Origin of the sequence: Micromonospora sp. NBC_00858, assembly GCF_045207365.1 — a bacterium.
GTDB lineage: Bacteria > Actinomycetota > Actinomycetes > Mycobacteriales > Micromonosporaceae > Micromonospora.
The window spans coordinates 1,423,530-1,438,321 of sequence record NZ_CP108828.1; the positions used below are offsets into that span (position 1 = coordinate 1,423,530).

21 protein-coding genes are annotated in these 14,792 nt (G+C 70.1%); 13 read left to right on the forward strand and 8 right to left on the reverse strand.

Going from position 1 to position 14,792, the window contains the following annotated elements; genetic code table 11:
- Window positions 1-39 precede the first annotated feature (39 nt).
- Window positions 40-1,020, reverse strand: coding sequence for a helix-turn-helix transcriptional regulator (locus OG990_RS06760; protein WP_406079414.1), 981 nt, complete (start codon window positions 1,018-1,020; stop codon window positions 40-42).
- A 181-nt stretch (window positions 1,021-1,201) separates the two neighbouring features.
- Here OG990_RS06760 and OG990_RS06765 point away from each other — a divergent pair, with 181 nt between their 5' ends.
- Complete coding sequence (locus OG990_RS06765; protein WP_406079415.1) at window positions 1,202-2,368, forward strand: winged helix DNA-binding domain-containing protein; 1,167 nt, start codon at window positions 1,202-1,204, stop codon at window positions 2,366-2,368.
- A complete protein-coding gene (locus OG990_RS06770; protein WP_328417984.1) occupies window positions 2,365-2,982 on the forward strand; it encodes a TIGR03086 family metal-binding protein in 618 nt (205 codons plus the stop codon). The genes OG990_RS06765 and OG990_RS06770 overlap by 4 nt, the downstream gene beginning before the upstream one ends.
- Window positions 2,983-3,011: 29 nt before the next feature.
- Here OG990_RS06770 and OG990_RS06775 read toward each other — a convergent pair whose 3' ends face one another.
- Window positions 3,012-3,566, reverse strand: a complete 555-nt coding sequence (locus OG990_RS06775) for a hypothetical protein (protein WP_406079416.1) — start codon at window positions 3,564-3,566, stop codon at window positions 3,012-3,014.
- A 67-nt stretch (window positions 3,567-3,633) separates the two neighbouring features.
- Here OG990_RS06775 and OG990_RS06780 point away from each other — a divergent pair, with 67 nt between their 5' ends.
- The gene (locus OG990_RS06780; RefSeq protein WP_406079417.1) at window positions 3,634-3,792 is read left to right on the forward strand and encodes a hypothetical protein; all 159 of its coding nucleotides are present in this window, start codon (window positions 3,634-3,636) and stop codon (window positions 3,790-3,792) included.
- Between the two features lie 42 nt (window positions 3,793-3,834).
- Here the strand turns inward: OG990_RS06780 and OG990_RS06785 are convergent, their stop codons facing one another.
- Together OG990_RS06785 and OG990_RS06790 are read right to left on the reverse strand one after the other, a co-directional pair.
- Window positions 3,835-4,035 (reverse strand): hypothetical protein, encoded by a 201-nt coding sequence (locus OG990_RS06785; RefSeq protein WP_355604030.1) that lies wholly within the window; start codon window positions 4,033-4,035, stop codon window positions 3,835-3,837.
- A 109-nt stretch (window positions 4,036-4,144) separates the two neighbouring features.
- Window positions 4,145-5,257, reverse strand: a complete 1,113-nt coding sequence (locus tag OG990_RS06790) for an RNA-guided endonuclease InsQ/TnpB family protein (protein WP_406079418.1) — start codon at window positions 5,255-5,257, stop codon at window positions 4,145-4,147.
- 530 nt (window positions 5,258-5,787) lie between these two features.
- Here OG990_RS06790 and OG990_RS06795 point away from each other — a divergent pair.
- Together OG990_RS06795 and OG990_RS06800 are read left to right on the forward strand one after the other, a co-directional pair.
- A complete protein-coding gene (locus tag OG990_RS06795; RefSeq protein ID WP_406079419.1) occupies window positions 5,788-6,588 on the forward strand; it encodes a TIGR02452 family protein in 801 nt (266 codons plus the stop codon).
- Window positions 6,589-6,677: 89 nt separating this feature from the next.
- Window positions 6,678-7,085 carry an MmcQ/YjbR family DNA-binding protein gene (locus OG990_RS06800; protein WP_406079420.1) on the forward strand — a complete coding sequence of 136 codons (408 nt, stop codon included), beginning with the start codon at window positions 6,678-6,680 and terminating at the stop codon, window positions 7,083-7,085.
- A gap of 26 nt (window positions 7,086-7,111) precedes the next feature.
- Here OG990_RS06800 and OG990_RS06805 read toward each other — a convergent pair whose 3' ends face one another.
- The 4 genes from OG990_RS06805 to OG990_RS06820 all read right to left on the reverse strand — a co-directional run bounded on the left by OG990_RS06805 (window position 7,112) and on the right by OG990_RS06820 (window position 8,920).
- On the reverse strand, window positions 7,112-7,492 hold the full coding sequence (locus OG990_RS06805) for a YccF domain-containing protein (RefSeq protein WP_328426699.1): 381 nt from the start codon (window positions 7,490-7,492) through the stop codon (window positions 7,112-7,114).
- A 95-nt stretch (window positions 7,493-7,587) separates the two neighbouring features.
- Window positions 7,588-7,896 carry a BON domain-containing protein gene (locus OG990_RS06810; RefSeq protein WP_406079421.1) on the reverse strand — a complete coding sequence of 103 codons (309 nt, stop codon included), beginning with the start codon at window positions 7,894-7,896 and terminating at the stop codon, window positions 7,588-7,590.
- Window positions 7,897-7,913: 17 nt separating this feature from the next.
- The gene (locus tag OG990_RS06815) at window positions 7,914-8,537 is read right to left on the reverse strand and encodes an STAS domain-containing protein (protein ID WP_406079422.1); all 624 of its coding nucleotides are present in this window, start codon (window positions 8,535-8,537) and stop codon (window positions 7,914-7,916) included.
- Window positions 8,534-8,920, reverse strand: coding sequence for an STAS domain-containing protein (locus OG990_RS06820; RefSeq protein WP_406079423.1), 387 nt, complete (start codon window positions 8,918-8,920; stop codon window positions 8,534-8,536). The genes OG990_RS06815 and OG990_RS06820 overlap by 4 nt, the downstream gene beginning before the upstream one ends.
- A 152-nt stretch (window positions 8,921-9,072) precedes the next feature.
- Between OG990_RS06820 and OG990_RS06825 the strand changes: the two genes are divergently transcribed.
- From OG990_RS06825 to OG990_RS06860, 8 genes are all read left to right on the forward strand, one after another.
- Window positions 9,073-9,759, forward strand: coding sequence for a response regulator transcription factor (locus OG990_RS06825; protein WP_328417970.1), 687 nt, complete (start codon window positions 9,073-9,075; stop codon window positions 9,757-9,759).
- Window positions 9,756-11,111, forward strand: a complete 1,356-nt coding sequence (locus OG990_RS06830; RefSeq protein WP_328417969.1) for an ATP-binding protein — start codon at window positions 9,756-9,758, stop codon at window positions 11,109-11,111. The genes OG990_RS06825 and OG990_RS06830 overlap by 4 nt, the downstream gene beginning before the upstream one ends.
- Window positions 11,108-11,671, forward strand: coding sequence for a GerMN domain-containing protein (locus OG990_RS06835; RefSeq protein ID WP_328417967.1), 564 nt, complete (start codon window positions 11,108-11,110; stop codon window positions 11,669-11,671). The genes OG990_RS06830 and OG990_RS06835 overlap by 4 nt, the downstream gene beginning before the upstream one ends.
- A gap of 156 nt (window positions 11,672-11,827) precedes the next feature.
- Complete coding sequence (locus OG990_RS06840; RefSeq protein WP_406079424.1) at window positions 11,828-12,262, forward strand: YbaB/EbfC family nucleoid-associated protein; 435 nt, start codon at window positions 11,828-11,830, stop codon at window positions 12,260-12,262.
- A 5-nt stretch (window positions 12,263-12,267) separates the two neighbouring features.
- Window positions 12,268-12,588, forward strand: a complete 321-nt coding sequence (locus OG990_RS06845; protein WP_328426698.1) for a type VII secretion target — start codon at window positions 12,268-12,270, stop codon at window positions 12,586-12,588.
- 10 nt (window positions 12,589-12,598) lie between these two features.
- Window positions 12,599-13,300, forward strand: coding sequence for a hypothetical protein (locus OG990_RS06850; RefSeq protein WP_328417963.1), 702 nt, complete (start codon window positions 12,599-12,601; stop codon window positions 13,298-13,300).
- Between the two features lie 7 nt (window positions 13,301-13,307).
- Entirely contained in the window at window positions 13,308-14,087 is a 780-nt protein-coding gene (locus tag OG990_RS06855; RefSeq protein WP_328417961.1) for an EndoU domain-containing protein, read from the forward strand.
- Window positions 14,084-14,686, forward strand: coding sequence for a hypothetical protein (locus OG990_RS06860; RefSeq protein WP_406079425.1), 603 nt, complete (start codon window positions 14,084-14,086; stop codon window positions 14,684-14,686). The genes OG990_RS06855 and OG990_RS06860 overlap by 4 nt, the downstream gene beginning before the upstream one ends.
- The last annotated feature ends 106 nt before the right edge of the window (window positions 14,687-14,792 follow it).

The following is a 14,792-nucleotide window of genomic DNA, read 5'->3' on the forward strand; positions in this document are numbered from 1 at the left end:
CCCCAGACCGTGGGGGCGAGGGGTGGGGGCGAAGGTGGGTCAGCCGGCTGCGGCGTCGGCGTACCGGCGGGCCAGGTGCGCGAAGGCGTCCTTGAGCTCGGTCGGCCCGACGACCTCGATGTCGGCGTCGAACCTGCCCATGCTGGCGGCCAGGCCGGGCCACGACCACGAGCCCAGGACGAGCCGGCAACGGTCCGGGCCGAGAGCCTCGACGAGCCCGTCGCTGGTGTAGCGGGACACGTCCTCGGCGGGGAGGTCGAGGATCACCTCCCCGCGGCAGGGCCAGCCGCCAGAGCCCTGGAACCTGCTGACGACGAAGGCGGCCACCTCCCCTCCGGGCAGTTCACGCGGGGTGAAGCGGGGGCCCGTGGGGGTGCGCGGCGTGATCCGGTCAGCGCGGAAGGTGCGCCAGTCGTCGCGGTCGAGATCCCAGGCGATGAGGTACCAGCGCCCGCCCCAGGTGACGACGTGGTGAGGCTGCACCCGGCGCGGGGGAGTGTCGGCGCAGTCGTCGCCGGCTCCAACCGGGGAAGCGGGGGCGTAGTCGAAGCGCAGCACTTCGCGGGCTTGGACGGCGGCGCTGAGCGCCACGAGTACGCCGGTGTCGGCCCGGGGGTTCGACCGGATCCCGGGCCGCTCGACGGCGGTGACCTGGAGCGTGTCGATGCGGCGGCGCAGCCGTGCGGGCATGACCTGCCGGACGGTGTTCAGCGCGCGCACCGCGGCTTCCTCGATGCCGGCGCCGGCGGTGGTGGCGATCTGGAGTGCGACGGCGAGGGCGACGGCCTGCTCGTCGTCGAACAGCAGCGGCGGCAGTGCCGTACCTGCGTCGAGCCGGTACCCCCCGTCGGGGCCCTTGGTGGCGTGGATGGGATAGCCGAGCTCGCGCAGGCGATCGACATCGCGGCGCACGGTGCGCGGGCTGACGGCCAGCCGCTCGGCCAGCAACGCCCCGGGCCAGTCCCGACGGGCCTGGAGCAGCGAGAGCAGTGAGAGCAGTCGCGCTGAGGTCTTCGGCATGAGCCCGATGTTGCCATGAGAAGCGGTCACACCCTGTCCGCTTCACCTGCGAGTGTTACGTCAAGCCGACCGGGAGACGCACGCCCGGCCACGCGATCGATCGCCAACGACCATGCGATGAGGAAACGAGTATGTTCACTACGCCGCCGATCGGCCGGCCAGTTCGCCGCGACCTGACCCGATGACCGTTCTCGGCACCCGGGCGCTCAACCGCGCGACACTCGCCCGGCAGTTCCTGCTCGATCGCGCCGACCTACCGGTCCTCGACGCCGTCGCACACCTCGGCGGCCTGCAGGCGCAGGAACCGCAGGAACCGTTCGTCGGGCTCTGGTCGCGGCTGCGCGCGTTCGACCCGGCGGTGCTCTCGGACCTGCTGACCCAGCGACGCGTGGTGCGGACACACCTCATGCGCCGTACCGTCCACCTCCTCACCGCCGACGACACCGTGGCCTGGCGGGCGCGTCACGACGCCATGCTCCGCCAACGGGTGCTCGGGGTCTACCGCGCCGAGCTCGACGGTGTGGACCTCGACGAGCTTGCCGCGGCAGCCCGGGCGGTGATGGCCGACGACGAGCCACGCTCGATGACCGAGATCGCGCGGGCGCTCGCCGAACGCTGGCCGACGCCGGGACCGCGGGCGCTGGGCGAAATGGTGGTCGCCGCCCTCGTCCCGATGGTGCAACTGCCGCCGCGCGGACTGTGGCGCACCCGGGCAGGAGTACGCAACGTCCCGCTCTCCTCCTGGCTGGGCCGGGAAATCGACCCGCCGGCCGTCGAGGGCTCCGATCCGGTCGGCCAGATGCTGGTACGGCGCTATCTGGCCGCGTTCGGCCCCGCAGCCACGGCCGACCTGCGCGCCTGGTGCGGCCTCGCCGGACTGCCGACCGCGGTGTCCGCGATGCGCGAGGAGTTGGTCACCTTCCGTGACGAGCGTGGCCGTCAGTTGATCGACCTCCCCGACGCGCCGCGTCCCGACCCCGACACACCCGCCCCGGTACGGTTCCTGCCGGCGTTCGACAACGCGATACTCGGCTACCACGACCGCAGCCGGGTCGTCGACGACGCTCACCGCGGCCTGTCGGTCGCCGGGGAACGCGCCGTGCTGGTCGACGGCCGGGTCGCCGCGACCTGGAGCGTCGAGGCCGGCACGGTGATCGTCACTCCGTTGGGCCGCCTCTCCCGCGCCGACCGCACCGAGGTCGCCGAGCAGGGTCGGGCGCTGGCGTCGTTCCTGTCGGACCAGGAGAGCAGCCAGGCACAGGTGGCCCCGCCTCCTGGCGATGCGGCGACTTTGTCGGTCCCCTCGGCTAGCGTGCCGGGCAATCAACCGGACGGAGCAACTGGATGAGCGACCTCAACACCTCCCCGGACCTCGAGCCCGCGTCGCGCGCGTTGACCTCGGTGCTGCTCGGGGTGACCGACCATCAGCTCACCCTCCCTACCCCGTGTGCGGGATGGGTCGTGGGTGATCTGCTCGACCACCTCGTCGGGCTCACCATCGCGTTCCGGATCGCTGCGGAGAAGGCGCCCGACGCCGCGCCGGGCGGTCCGGGCAATCCCACCGTGGCCAACCTCGACCCCGAGTGGCGCACGATTCTGCCCGCACAGCTCGATGACCTGGTCGCCGCGTGGCGCGTACCGAGCGCCTGGACGGGCGACACCGCAGCCGGTGGGGTCGTGCTGCCGGCGCAGATCATGGGCGTCGTCGCGCTGAACGAGGTGGTGATTCACGCCTGGGATCTCGCACGAGCGACCGGTCAGACGTACGACGTCGACCCGCAGACCGTCGAGTGGGTCCACGGTCTGGTGTCGCAGCAAGGGAGCAGTGAGGGCACCCCGGGCCTGTTCGGGCCGTCGATCACCCTGCCGGCCGAGGCCGCGCTGCTCGATCGGGTCATCGGGCTCACCGGCCGCGACCCGGCCTGGACCTCCGCTGTGGCGATCGGAGACGCACGAGGCTGACCAGGTGCCTGAGGGCACCGGGCCGGCGCCTATTCGCGCGTGAGCCCGGGCGGGAGGGCGTCTTCGTCCGGCCCGACCGGGCGGGCGCTGACCAGCGGGTTCCGGTGCAGGGCGGTGATCAAGGCGGTAGTCCCGCCGATGTCGGTCCAGGCGTCGTCCCAGAGGGCGGAGACGAGCCAGGAGTGATCCGCGGGGAAGAACAGATCGGGCAGCGGTCCGTCGCCGCGCATGTGCCCGGTCCGCCAGGTGAGAGCTTGTTCGGGGCCGGCTTCGACGAGCACGTACGGCCAGCCCGCGTAAAGGGACACCGTCGGAGCAAAAGGGAAGACGATGTCGTGGGCGCCGGTGTCGAGGTAGCCCAGCCACCAGGGCTGCGCAGGGGTGTTCCGGGTCAGCTCGTCGACCACGGCCCGTTCATGGGCTTCGACGCTGACGCCGTCGGGCGGGTAGAACGTGGCGTAGGCGCGGAACACCGGCGGGATCGCCGTGGTGATCGAGAGGCCGTGGGTGGTCTGGTCAGCGAGCCAGGCGACGTTGTCGGCCGTGCCGATCCGCCAGCTCCGCCCATCTCTGGTGACGTCCATATGCTCAGTCAAGCGTGTCCAGCAAAGCGGGAGACTCCACGTACGGAACGGCCTGTCCGCCCGCGAATTGTTCAGCAATCTGGTCGCCGACGGGTCGATGACCGCGCTCGGGGTGACGGACCCGCGTCGCTGGGGCACTGAGGGCTGGCCCGAGGATGCCTTACCGTACGTCGCGTATGGCCTGGTCGCTGCCGCGACGCTGGAGCGGCTGGACCGGGGTAGCTGACCCGGCCCGGCGGGCTGTGTGGGCGGCCGATTCGGGCCGTGCTCAGCGGCCGTCGACCGCGGAGGCAATCTTGGCCGGGGCGTTCAGGGGTGGAAGCTGATTCTCGCTCAGTCCGTACCGCTGAGCGAGGTACGCGGGGTCCTGCCAGGTGACCAGCGAGCCCGGCTGGCCGTCGTCCCGCACCATGAGTCGCATTGGCAGGTCGATGGCGATCTCGGGACGGGCCTGCTTGACATCCTCCACCGCCGTGAAGGGCGGGGATTCCCTCGGTCACCCGGGGGGGTTCCTGTTTCACCGGGCCGCGCCTTCGCCGCTTGCGCGGGTCGGGTCTTATCGTCCCTCCACAGGCGTTTTACCTCTCCGCCAGCCCGGCGGCGAGAATGTTCTTCGCGGCGTTGACGTCCCGGTCGTGCACGGCATCACAGCCGGGGCACATCCAGGCGCGAACGCCGAGGGTCATCGCGGTGTTGATCCGCCCGCATGCCGAACAGGTTTTCGTGCTCGGATGCCAGCGGTCGACGGCGATCACCTGCCGCCCGTACCAGGCGGCCTTGTACTCGATCATGCTGCGCAGTTGCGTCCACGCCGCATCGGAAATGGCGCGGGCCAGACTGTGGTTGCGCAGCATGTTACGCACACTGAGATCTTCGATCACGACCGTTTGATTCTCACGGACGAGTCGAGTCGACAACTTGTGCAGGTGATCCCGCCGCCGGTCGGCGATGCGGGCGTGAATGCCGGCCACCGCGAGCCGGGCTTTGGCCCGGTTCTTGGTGTCCTTGCCCTTACGGGACAGGTCGCGCTGCGCCTTGGCCAACTTACGTCGGTCAGCACGCTCATGACGCGGGTTGGTGACCTTCTCCCCGGTGGACAAGGTGAGCAGGCTCGTGATGCCCGCGTCCACCCCGACCACCGTGAACAGCGGGGGCAGTGCCTTGACGGTGGGGTCATCGACCAGCAGGGACACGAACCAGCGGCCAGCGGCGTCTCGCGACACGGTGACCGTCGACGGTTCGGCCCCTTCGGGCAGGGGCCGCGACCACACGATGCCCAGCGGCGCGTCCATCTTGGCCAGGGTGAGCTGCCCGTCGCACCAGCGAAACGCCGAGCGGGTGTACTCCGCCGACGCCCGAGACTTCCGCTTGGACTTGAAACGCGGGTACCGCGACCGCTTGCCCCAAAACGCGGCGAACCCGGCTTGCAGGTGCCGCAGCGCCTGCTGCAACGGCACCGAGCTGACCTCATTGAGGAACAAAAGCTCCTCAGTGCGCTTCCACTCAGTCAGCCACGCCGACGACTGCACATAGGTGCTGCGCTGCCGGTCAACCGCCCACGCACGGGTGCGCGCATCCAAGGCGAGGTTGTAGACCTTTCGCACGCAACCGAAGGTGCGGTTGAGCTGATCGGCCTGCTGCGGGGTCGGATAGAAGCGGTACTTGTACGCCCGCTTCACCACCTCACCCATACCTCACGTCCTACCAGTAGTTCATGTAAGTCTATCCCTGAAGGCAGCGGCGTTTCCTCCCCCGCCTGAAGGCAGGGGTATCCACGCCGCGACACCGATGATTACCTGTGTGTCGGGCATATCCAGCCCGGCCTTGCGAGCGGCCGCCGCATGGTCGACCACCACCGCCGCCACCGCAGCGCCCACGCGTTCCGCCTCAGCCCGTAGCGCAGAGATTGTCTCTCCGACATCATGGGCGCTCCGCCTGGTCACCAACCCGTCGTTCACGGCCGACCCCCGCTCACCGTGTCGCTGGGCGAATCCATCTCATCTTGCCCGCAACCGACGCCGGTTCGGGCAGGTTTTGCAGGTCTGAGCAAGGAAGCCGGCGCTGAGGTCGGGTTCGCGCTGGGTGTGTGCAGGACCAGGCTGCGGTCGCCTCCGGTCGTCGGCGGCAGTAGCGGAAACCAGTTGTTGGTGTGGCGCCCGCTGCTTAACCTGCTGGCTGTGCAGGCCCTCCATTCATATTCTCGTTCTCGCCGGGCGTACCGGTGAGCAGTCGCCTCCGCGATATAGCGCGCCAGACCGTGGCGATCGCCGAGTCCGGCCGGTACCGCAACGGCGCCGGCGATGAGGTCGTCATCGACGAGGCGGTGCGCAGTGCGGTCGCCGGCACACGGCACCACCTGCCGGACGACGTGTTCGAGGTGGGCGGCGTCGATGCCGGGGCCGGCGTCGTCGAGGTGACACACGAGTCGACGTTGCAGGCAGCCCGCCGGCTCGGGCCCGCCGCGGTGTGTCTGGTGTTCGCGTCGGCCAAGAATCCGGGCGGCGGGTTTCTCGGTGGGGCGAAGGCGCAGGAGGAGAGCATCGCGCGCTCGTCGGCGCTGTACCCATGCCTGCTTGCCGCACCTGACTTCTATGCGTTCCAACGTGCGCAGCGGGATCTGCGCTACAGCGACCGGGTCATCTACTCCCCACGCGTGCCGGTCTTCCGGAACGACAAGGGTGACCTGCTCGACCAGCCGCATCTCACCTCGTTTCTGACCGCTGCGGCGCCGAACCTGGGTGCGATCATCCGCAACCAGCCCGAGGACGCCGCCGAGGTGCCGGCGGTGCTGTCCCGGCGCGCACGGCGGGTCCTCGAGGTGGCCGCCGCGCACGGGCATCGAACCATCGTGCTGGGCGCGTGGGGGTGCGGGGTGTTCCGCAACGATCCCGCCACAGTGGCGGGCGCCTTCGCCGACGCGCTGCGAACGGTCGACCGGTTCGACCACGTGGTGTTCGCCATCCACGACAAACTGCCGGGCGCACCCGTGTACGACGCCTTCCTCACTCGTTTCGCCGGTTAGCTGCCGCGACCCTCAGCCGGCCGAGGACCGTGTCCGGCGTAGCGGTTAGCCTGTGCCTATGCAGGACGCGGCGCCCTGGAGCAACCTCGATGGCTGACGCTGGCGATGTCCGTCACCTGGCACTGGCACTGCCTCACGTGGTCGAGATCGACAGTGCCGGCTTCGACTTCCGGGTCGCCGACAAGGGGTTCATCTGGTCCTATCCCGAGCGGAGACCAGGTGTCCCTCGCGTCATCCGGACCGACATCGCGGTGTTGTACGTCGGTGACGAAGCGGAGAAGCAGGCCCTGCTCCTCGGCGAGCCCGAGGTCTTCTTCACCACGCCCGCGTACGACGGGTTGCCCCTGGTGATGCTGCGGTTGGAGCGGGTGGATGTCGATCGTCTGACGGAACTCGTCACCGACGCGTGGCGCATGCGTGTGCCGGATTCGCTCGTCGGCGACCTCGATGACGGCGGCGACTCGTTGAGACCGGATCTGAGCAGCGCCGACCAGTAACCGGGGGACTGTTCGAACAGGACCGTTCAAGGTATGTCGACGACCTCGCGGCCGAGGGGCCAGAACGCGGCCGGAACGAGTTTGAAGTTGGCGATGCCGAACGGAATGCCGATGATCGTGACGCAGAGGGCGATGCCCGCGACGATGTGGGACAGCGCGAGCCACCAGCCCGCCAGCACCACCCACAGGATGTTCGCCAGCCCGGAGGCGGCGCCGGCGCCAGGCTTGGGCACCAGAGTGCGGCCGAAGGGCCACAGCGAGTAGACGGCGAGGCGCAGCGACGCGACGCCGAACGGAATGGTGATGACGAGTACGAAGCAGATCAGCGCGGCGAAGCCGTAGCCGACCGCCAGCACGATGCCACCACCGAAGATGAGCCACAGCACGTTCAGTACGAAGCGAATCACCCCTCCAGCATGAGCGATGCTCGCCAACTGTCAGCGCCCGCACCGGGGTCCGCAGCCGTCCAGGCCCACCATCCGTTCCTGATCGGTACCCCGGGTCAGCGGGCCAGTCGCCGTGGGCGCGCCAGCCGCAGTGCGTTGCAGACGTCGAAGACGTCGGCGACCTCCCAGGCGATGTCCCCGGCCACCTGCCGGGTAGCTGGGTCGGTGACGATGCCGGTGAGGATCACCACTCGGTTCTGCACGCTCACGGCGATCTGCTGGCGTCGGGTGGTGCCGTCGCTGCTGATTCGTTGGGCGACCGCCGCGGCGATGCGGGTGTCCTCGTCGGCTGGCCCGCCCTGCCCGGGTGGCGGCGGCTGGACCGGCCGGGCGTGTTCGTCGGGGTACGGCCAGGGCGTGACCATGAGGGAGTGTCCTTTCGTTAACGGGCGGATGACCCGGCTGTCTCAGCAGTCGAGGCCGTGGCGGCGGACACCCCGCGACGGGAGAAGTGAGTGAGGGCTTCGTCGCGGCTCTCGAAGATCAGGAAGGCCCCGTCCAGGCGCATGGTGTGCAGGACGGTGCGGATGAACCGCGACGGTGCGGCGAGGCAGAGCGTGACGCCCCGGTCCCGGGCGTCGCAGTGGGCGCGGACGAGCAGACCGAGACCGGTGGAGTCGATGACGTGCACCCGGGCGAGGTCGACCACGATGTTTCCGCCCACGTCGGCCGCGTGGCGCAGGGCGGTGCGCAGGGTGTCGCCGCTTTCGAGGTCGATGTCGCCGGTGGCGGCGATGACGGTCACATCATCAAGATGGTCGATTCCGAGGATGCCGCCGGGACCGTGGTCGGCGCACGACGCGTGCCCACCGCCGGAGGTTGGCAGGAGGCTGCAGTGCGGGCATTGGTGTGGCCCGGTGGCGAACGGGGAGCCGCTCCAGCCGTGTTCGGCCACCAGGGTCCAGACGACCTCGGCGTCGGGAAGCACGCAGGCGGTGCCCCGGATGGTGTCGCCGCAGGTGTCGCAGATCAGGGTCATCAGGTGGTCGTCCGGGACGACGGTCATTCTGGTGGTCCTTCCTCGGCGTCCGGTTGGTGCCGGGTGGCTCCCGGGACGCCGGGCGGCACCGGTGCGGAATCGGTGACGATCGACAGAACATGGTCCAGGCGGGCGATCCGCAGGATGCGTCCGACCCGTGGGCTCGGGTTGCGGACGGTGAGGACCGCGTCGGCGCGGGCCAGCCGCCGGTGTACGTCGAGTAGCAGGCCGATGGCGGCGGCGTCGATGTGCCAGCAGCCGGACAGATCGACCACGACCTGCGCGGGGTGCAGGGCCAGGAGTCGGTCGAACACGGCGCCCGCCTCCGGCAGGCAGGCCAGGTCGAGTTCGGTGACGCGGACCTCGACCAGCGGCAGCGTGCACGGCGCGGGCGCCAGCGGCGTCGTCATGGCCGTACCCCTTCCCTCATGGTCCTGGTCCGCTACCACCGTGCTTGGCAGCTTTGGCGGTCACTGCGCGGATCTATGACAGTTGCGTGACAAAACCGCCAGCCGACGAGCGCGGTTGGCAGCCTGGTGGGCTGCCCGGGGATGATGCCGGCATGACGGCCGTACTGGTGATCGAGGACGACGACCGCATCCGCCTGGCGCTGCTGCTCGCACTCGAGGACGAGGGCTACGACGCTCTCGGCGCGGCCACGGCCGAGGAAGGCCTGCGTGCCCAGCGCCGCCACCCGGCTGACTACGTCCTGGTCGACCTGATGCTGCCCGGCCTCGACGGCTTCGAGTGCATCCGGCAACTGCGCCGTGACGACGATGTGCCGATCGTGGTGGTCAGCGCCCGCGACGACACCCACGACATCGTCGCCGCCCTCGAGGCCGGAGCCGACGACTACGTCGTCAAGCCCGTAGCGATCAAGGAACTGACCGCTCGACTTCGGGCACTGCGCCGCCGAGCCCGCCCGGTGGTGGCGCCGGCGCCGAATCCCGTGCCGGTGGTCGCCTTCGGAGAGTTGGAGATCAGCCCGGAGGCGGGGGAGGTGCGCTGCGCCGGCCAGCCCGTCACGGTCACCCGCACGGAGTTCCGGCTGCTGTGTGAGCTGGCCGAACACGCCGGCCGGGTGCTGTCCCGCCAGCAATTGCTGCAACGGGTCTGGGGGTACGACAGCGGTGACGAGCGATTGGTCGACGTGCATGTCGGCCGGCTGCGGCAGAAGATCGAGCCCGACCCGGCAAACCCCCGGCACCTGGTGACCCTGCGGGGTCTGGGCTACAAGTTGCAGCGATGAGGCGCCTCGGACTGCGTACCCGGGTCACCGCCGCGTTCGCCGTCGGCGCGCTCCTGCTCGCCGCGTCGATGGCCCTGGTCTCCTACGAGTTGACCCGCCGTTCTCTGATCGACGAGCGGGAACGCACCGCCCTGCGGGCCGCCTACTTCGATGCTGCCGTCGTGCGTGCCGGCCTCGACACCGAGACCCCCGACGTGGTGGCGGTGCTCCGATCGCTGGACACGGGCGGCGCTCGGCGGCCCGTGCTGCACCTCAACGGCGAGTGGTATGCCCGGACCGCCGATCCGGGCACCACCGCCGCCATACCCGGCGACCTGCGACGGGTCGTCACCGCCGGGGAGCCGGCGGTGCAGCGGGTACGCATCGACGGTCAACCCGCCCTGGTGGTCGGGGTGCCCTTGTCCATGTCGGCGGCGTACTTCGAGGTCAACTCCCTGCGCGAGCTGGAGCACACGTTCCAGGTTCTGGCGCTCGCACTGACCACCGTCGCGGTCGTGATCGCCGGATCCGGCGCCGCCCTCGGCTGGTATGCCACTCGGCACGGGTTACGCCCGTTGACGGCGGTCGCCGACGCCGCCGAGAAGATCGCGGCCGGTGACTTCACCGCCCGCCTCGACCCGGCCACCGACCCCGACCTGACCCGTCTCTCCTCGTCGTTCAACCAGATGGTCGACCAACTCGCCCGTCGTATCGAGCGGGATCGCCGCTTCGCCGCCGACGTCAGCCACGAACTGCGCTCACCGTTGCAGACCCTTGCCGCGGCGGCCAGCGTCCTGGCCCGTCGCCGGGAGCACCAGGATGAACGAACGGTCACCGCCGCCGGGCTCGTCGCTGACGAGATCGACCGTTTTCAACGGTTGGTCAACGACCTGATCGACCTGGCCCGCAGCGACCAGCCCGCCCACCGAGCCCCCGTGGACGTGGTGGCGCTCGCCCGAGAAGCCTGCTCCGCGTACGACCTGCACCCCACCCTTGTCCACCTCGCGCCGGATGCGCCCCCGACGTGGCGGGTCGAGCGGCGGCGCATCGCACAGGTGCTGGCGAACCTGCTCGAGAACGCCGTCACCTACGGCGGCGGCCTCGTGGCAGTGCGCCTTGGCCGCGATGGCAGCACCGGCGTCATCGAGGTCGACGACGCTGGCCCGGGCGTGCCCGTCGAGGATCGTGAGGCGATCTTCGACCGTTTCGTTCGAGGGCGGGCCGCCCACACTCGTGGCACCGGCGACGGCACCGGCCTCGGCCTCGCCCTGGTCGCCCAACACGCTGCCGCCCACGCCGGGCACGCCACCGTTGCCGACCGCCCGGGCGGAGGCGCCCGTTTCCGCGTGGACCTGCCGGGAAGCCTGCCATGAAACGTCGTCACCTCGCCCCGTTGGTGCTCGCCACCTTGCTGGCTGGCTGCGGTGTGCCCGCCGAAGACACCCCCCGGAGGGTCCATCCCCCGCCAGGCCCGTTCCCCGCGCCGGTCCCGGCCGCGACCACCGCACCGGCCGGGCGCTTCGACGAGACGCTCTGCCTCGTCCGTGACAATCACATCGTCCCGGTGGTCCGTCGTGTCGACCGCCCATTCACGCCCGAGGAGCAGTTGCGGCACCTACTCGCCGGGCCAACGGCGGGCGAACGCAACGACGACCTCGCCAGCGCGCTGCCGGGAGCAGTCAACGCCGCGGGTGCGACGGTGACCGGCACGCAAGCCCGCATCGTCGTGGTGGGGCCCGGCGCCGACACCGGCCGCAGCGACGAGGTTCTCGCCTTCGGCCAGATCGTCTGCACTCTCACCAGTCGCGACGACGTCAACACCGTTGCCTTCCTGCGCGACGGCAGGCCTCTGGGAGTACCCCGGGCCGATGGCTCCCTGTCCACCGAACCGCTCACCCGCGCCGACTACACCCCACTGATCAACGTACGTTGACCTCGCTGACCGGTACGCCGCAGGCGGACCCCGGCCCGCGGCACCGGCGCGAGTTGAGGAGGGGCGAAAGGCGGGGAGCAGGCCCGGAGCCGGGGTCCCCGCGACGGCGGATGCTTGTTAAACTCCGCCATCGATGATCATGACAGGGGGGCAGCCATGAGGGCCGGCGATCCAGGCGGTGGTGGTGTGCTGGACCCGGACGGCGCGATGGAGCGGATCGCGGCGTGGAAGGGGCGGATCGGCGAGTTGGCGGCCGACACCAAAGCCATGAGCGACCGCTTCCAGCAACTGCGGATCACTGAGGCCGACAGCAACAGGATGGTCGAGGTCACCATCGATTCCGCCGGTGCGTTGGTGGATCTGCACCTGAGCCGACAGATTCAGCGGGTCGAGCCCGACGTCGTCGCCAGGACGATCATGAACACGATTCGTGCGGCCCGGGAGAAGCTGGCCGACCGTTCGCAGGAGATCATCGCGGAGACCGTGGGGACCGAGTCGGCGGCGGCGCGCGAGATCGCCGAGCGGGTCGGGCAACAGTTGCGCCCGGGCCCGGTCGCCGAGAGCGGCGACGACGACCGTAGTTGGCGGTGAGTCTGATGGACGACGGGTTCGCAGTCGAGGCGGAGGAGATCCGCACGCACGCGCACAACATCGAGGCACTGGCGGAGCGCTTCGCGGCGGTGAAGGCCGCCAGCGCGCACATCACCCAGGACGATTCGGCGTACGGGCTGCTGTGCGGCTGGATCTCCGGGGTCCTGGAGGGCAAGCACACTCGGCAGGACGAGCTGTTCGCCGACGTCGAGGAGAATCTGAGGCTGGCCGCTGCGGGCCTGCGCCAGACCGCCGACGGCTACGACGCGGTCGACGACGACAACGCTACCCTGATCAACGGGGTGGGAAGCCAGTTGACCCCGTGAGGACGGCGCGATGACCGACCTGTCGCTGGTCGCTGACGTCACGTCGACTCGGGAGGTCTGGACCGGCGCCTCCCTCGCCGACAGCGTCGAGGGTCTGGTCGACGCGATCAGAAGTGAGGGCTGGGTCGACGACCTGCTGGCGGGTGCCGCGTTCGGGCTCGATGTCGCCGCGAGCGTGATGGATCCGTTCAGTGCGCTGCTGGCCAACGGCCTGGGTTGGGCGATGGAGTACTTCGAGCCGCTGCGGGAGATGCTCGACGAGCTCACCGGAATGCCCGACGTGGTCGCCTCGCACGCCGCCACCTGGAACAACATGGCCGTCGAGCTGCACAGCATGGCCGCCGACCTGCGGTCGCGTCTCGATGCCGACCTGCCCGAGTGGTATGGGCAGGCCGCAATGGCGTACCACGGGTTGATGGACCACAACGTCGAGGCCCTCGGCGGTCTCGGTGCGGTCTCCGCCGCGATGGCGGCGGCGACCGAGGGTGCCGGCAACCTGGTGGCCTTCACCCGCGACATCGTGCGCGACCTCATCGCCGACCTCGTGGCACGCGTGATCGTCTGGGCGGTCGAGGCCATCTTCGTCGTCACGATCCCCGTGGTCGCCGCGCAGATCGTGACGGCCGTCGTGAAGTGGGCCGGCCGCATCCTCATGTACATCGGCGCACTGATCACCAGCCTGACCAACCTCACCCGCCTCCTGAACGGATAAGGCGTCCATGTCGAAGCCCGGAAATCCCGGCAGTGGCGGTCCGGGTGGTGGTGGCCCCGGAGGTGGCGGTGGTGGCTCCGGAAAGCCCCCGAAGAACTACGGCGGCATCAACGCGGGCAAGGGCATCACCAGCGCGCAGCAGGCCACCGCCCATGCGGCGACTCAGGGACACGCGCCCGGCGTCGCCGGCCAGGGTTCCACCAACTCCAATCCGGCGAGGCCCACCCGGCCTCCCGCGCCGACGACGCCGCCGACGGCTGGCGACATCCACCACAGCGACGCCTCGAAGAAACACATCATCGAGGGCGACGGCGGGCGGCAGGGCGGCCATCTCGCGGGCACCGGCTTCTCCAACAAGACGGAGTTCCCGAAGAGCTGGGATGAGGCGAAGATCCTCGACGCCGCGCACAGGGTGACGCAGCAGGGTCCGCCGGCGAAGGGGCCCTACCCGACCAAGGACGCGGACGGCAATCCGGTGTGGGCCTACGACTACGTCGGCGTGGTCGACGGCGTCGAGGTCAAGACGACCGTGCTCGCCGACGGCGAGATCCGCACCGCCTACCCCCCGGACAAGACCAATCCGGGCGTCATCAGCAATCCGGCGGCGCCGAACCCCGCTCCGCAGGGAATCCCGAATGCCGTCCCGCCTCGTTACAGTAATCCCGATGTCGGCGGCAACGGCAGTTGGACGTGGGAGGGCCCGAAGGGGAACAGGATCATCAGGGTGGTCCAGGATGCCCAGGGCAACGTCACGACGACCGATCTCGGCGAGTACAAGAAGAGATGAACACGATGGATGCGAAGACCTACGCGACGGTCACCGAGGTGTGCCGGCGGCTCGCGGGCCGGCTGTCCGACGACATCCTCGGCACCGTGCGCGAGAACTATGCCGCGGGTGAGTTCGACCTGGCCGACAACACGCTCCTGCTCAGCCTCGCCTACTACGGGGTCGGCATCACCCTCGAGGAACAGACGCTGATGCGTTCCTTCGTCGGCGACCCCGACGGCTCCGACCTGGCCGACGTGCCGCTCATCGCCGAGGTGCCTGCACCGCCGTACCGGTTCAGCCCGATCGGCCCCGCGGACGCCCCCGACCCGACTCCGGCCGACACCCTCCTGTCCGCCGATGCCCCGCGCCGACACGGCCGCAGCCTGCACCGCGCCTGGCGGGCCCCGCTCGACGGCGCACCCGACGCGGCGGCGTGGTTGTACGTGTTGCAGGTGGCCGAGGGCACGGATGAGCTTGCGACGTACTCGGGCGTGATGACGCAGCTGTGGATCTCGCTGAAGCAGAAGTGGCCGGTGGAGGTCCTCGTCGGCAACTCGCCGCGGACGCCCTACCAGGAGGCCGCCCTGGCCAGCGCGCCCGCAGTCTGGCGCGCCTGAGGCGCGACACGGTTCACCATCCGCTCGTGACGAGGCCGAGGCGGGGGAGTAGCAGCGGCCCGACGAAAATCCCCGCCGTCGACATCGACGGCGGGGACTCCACAGT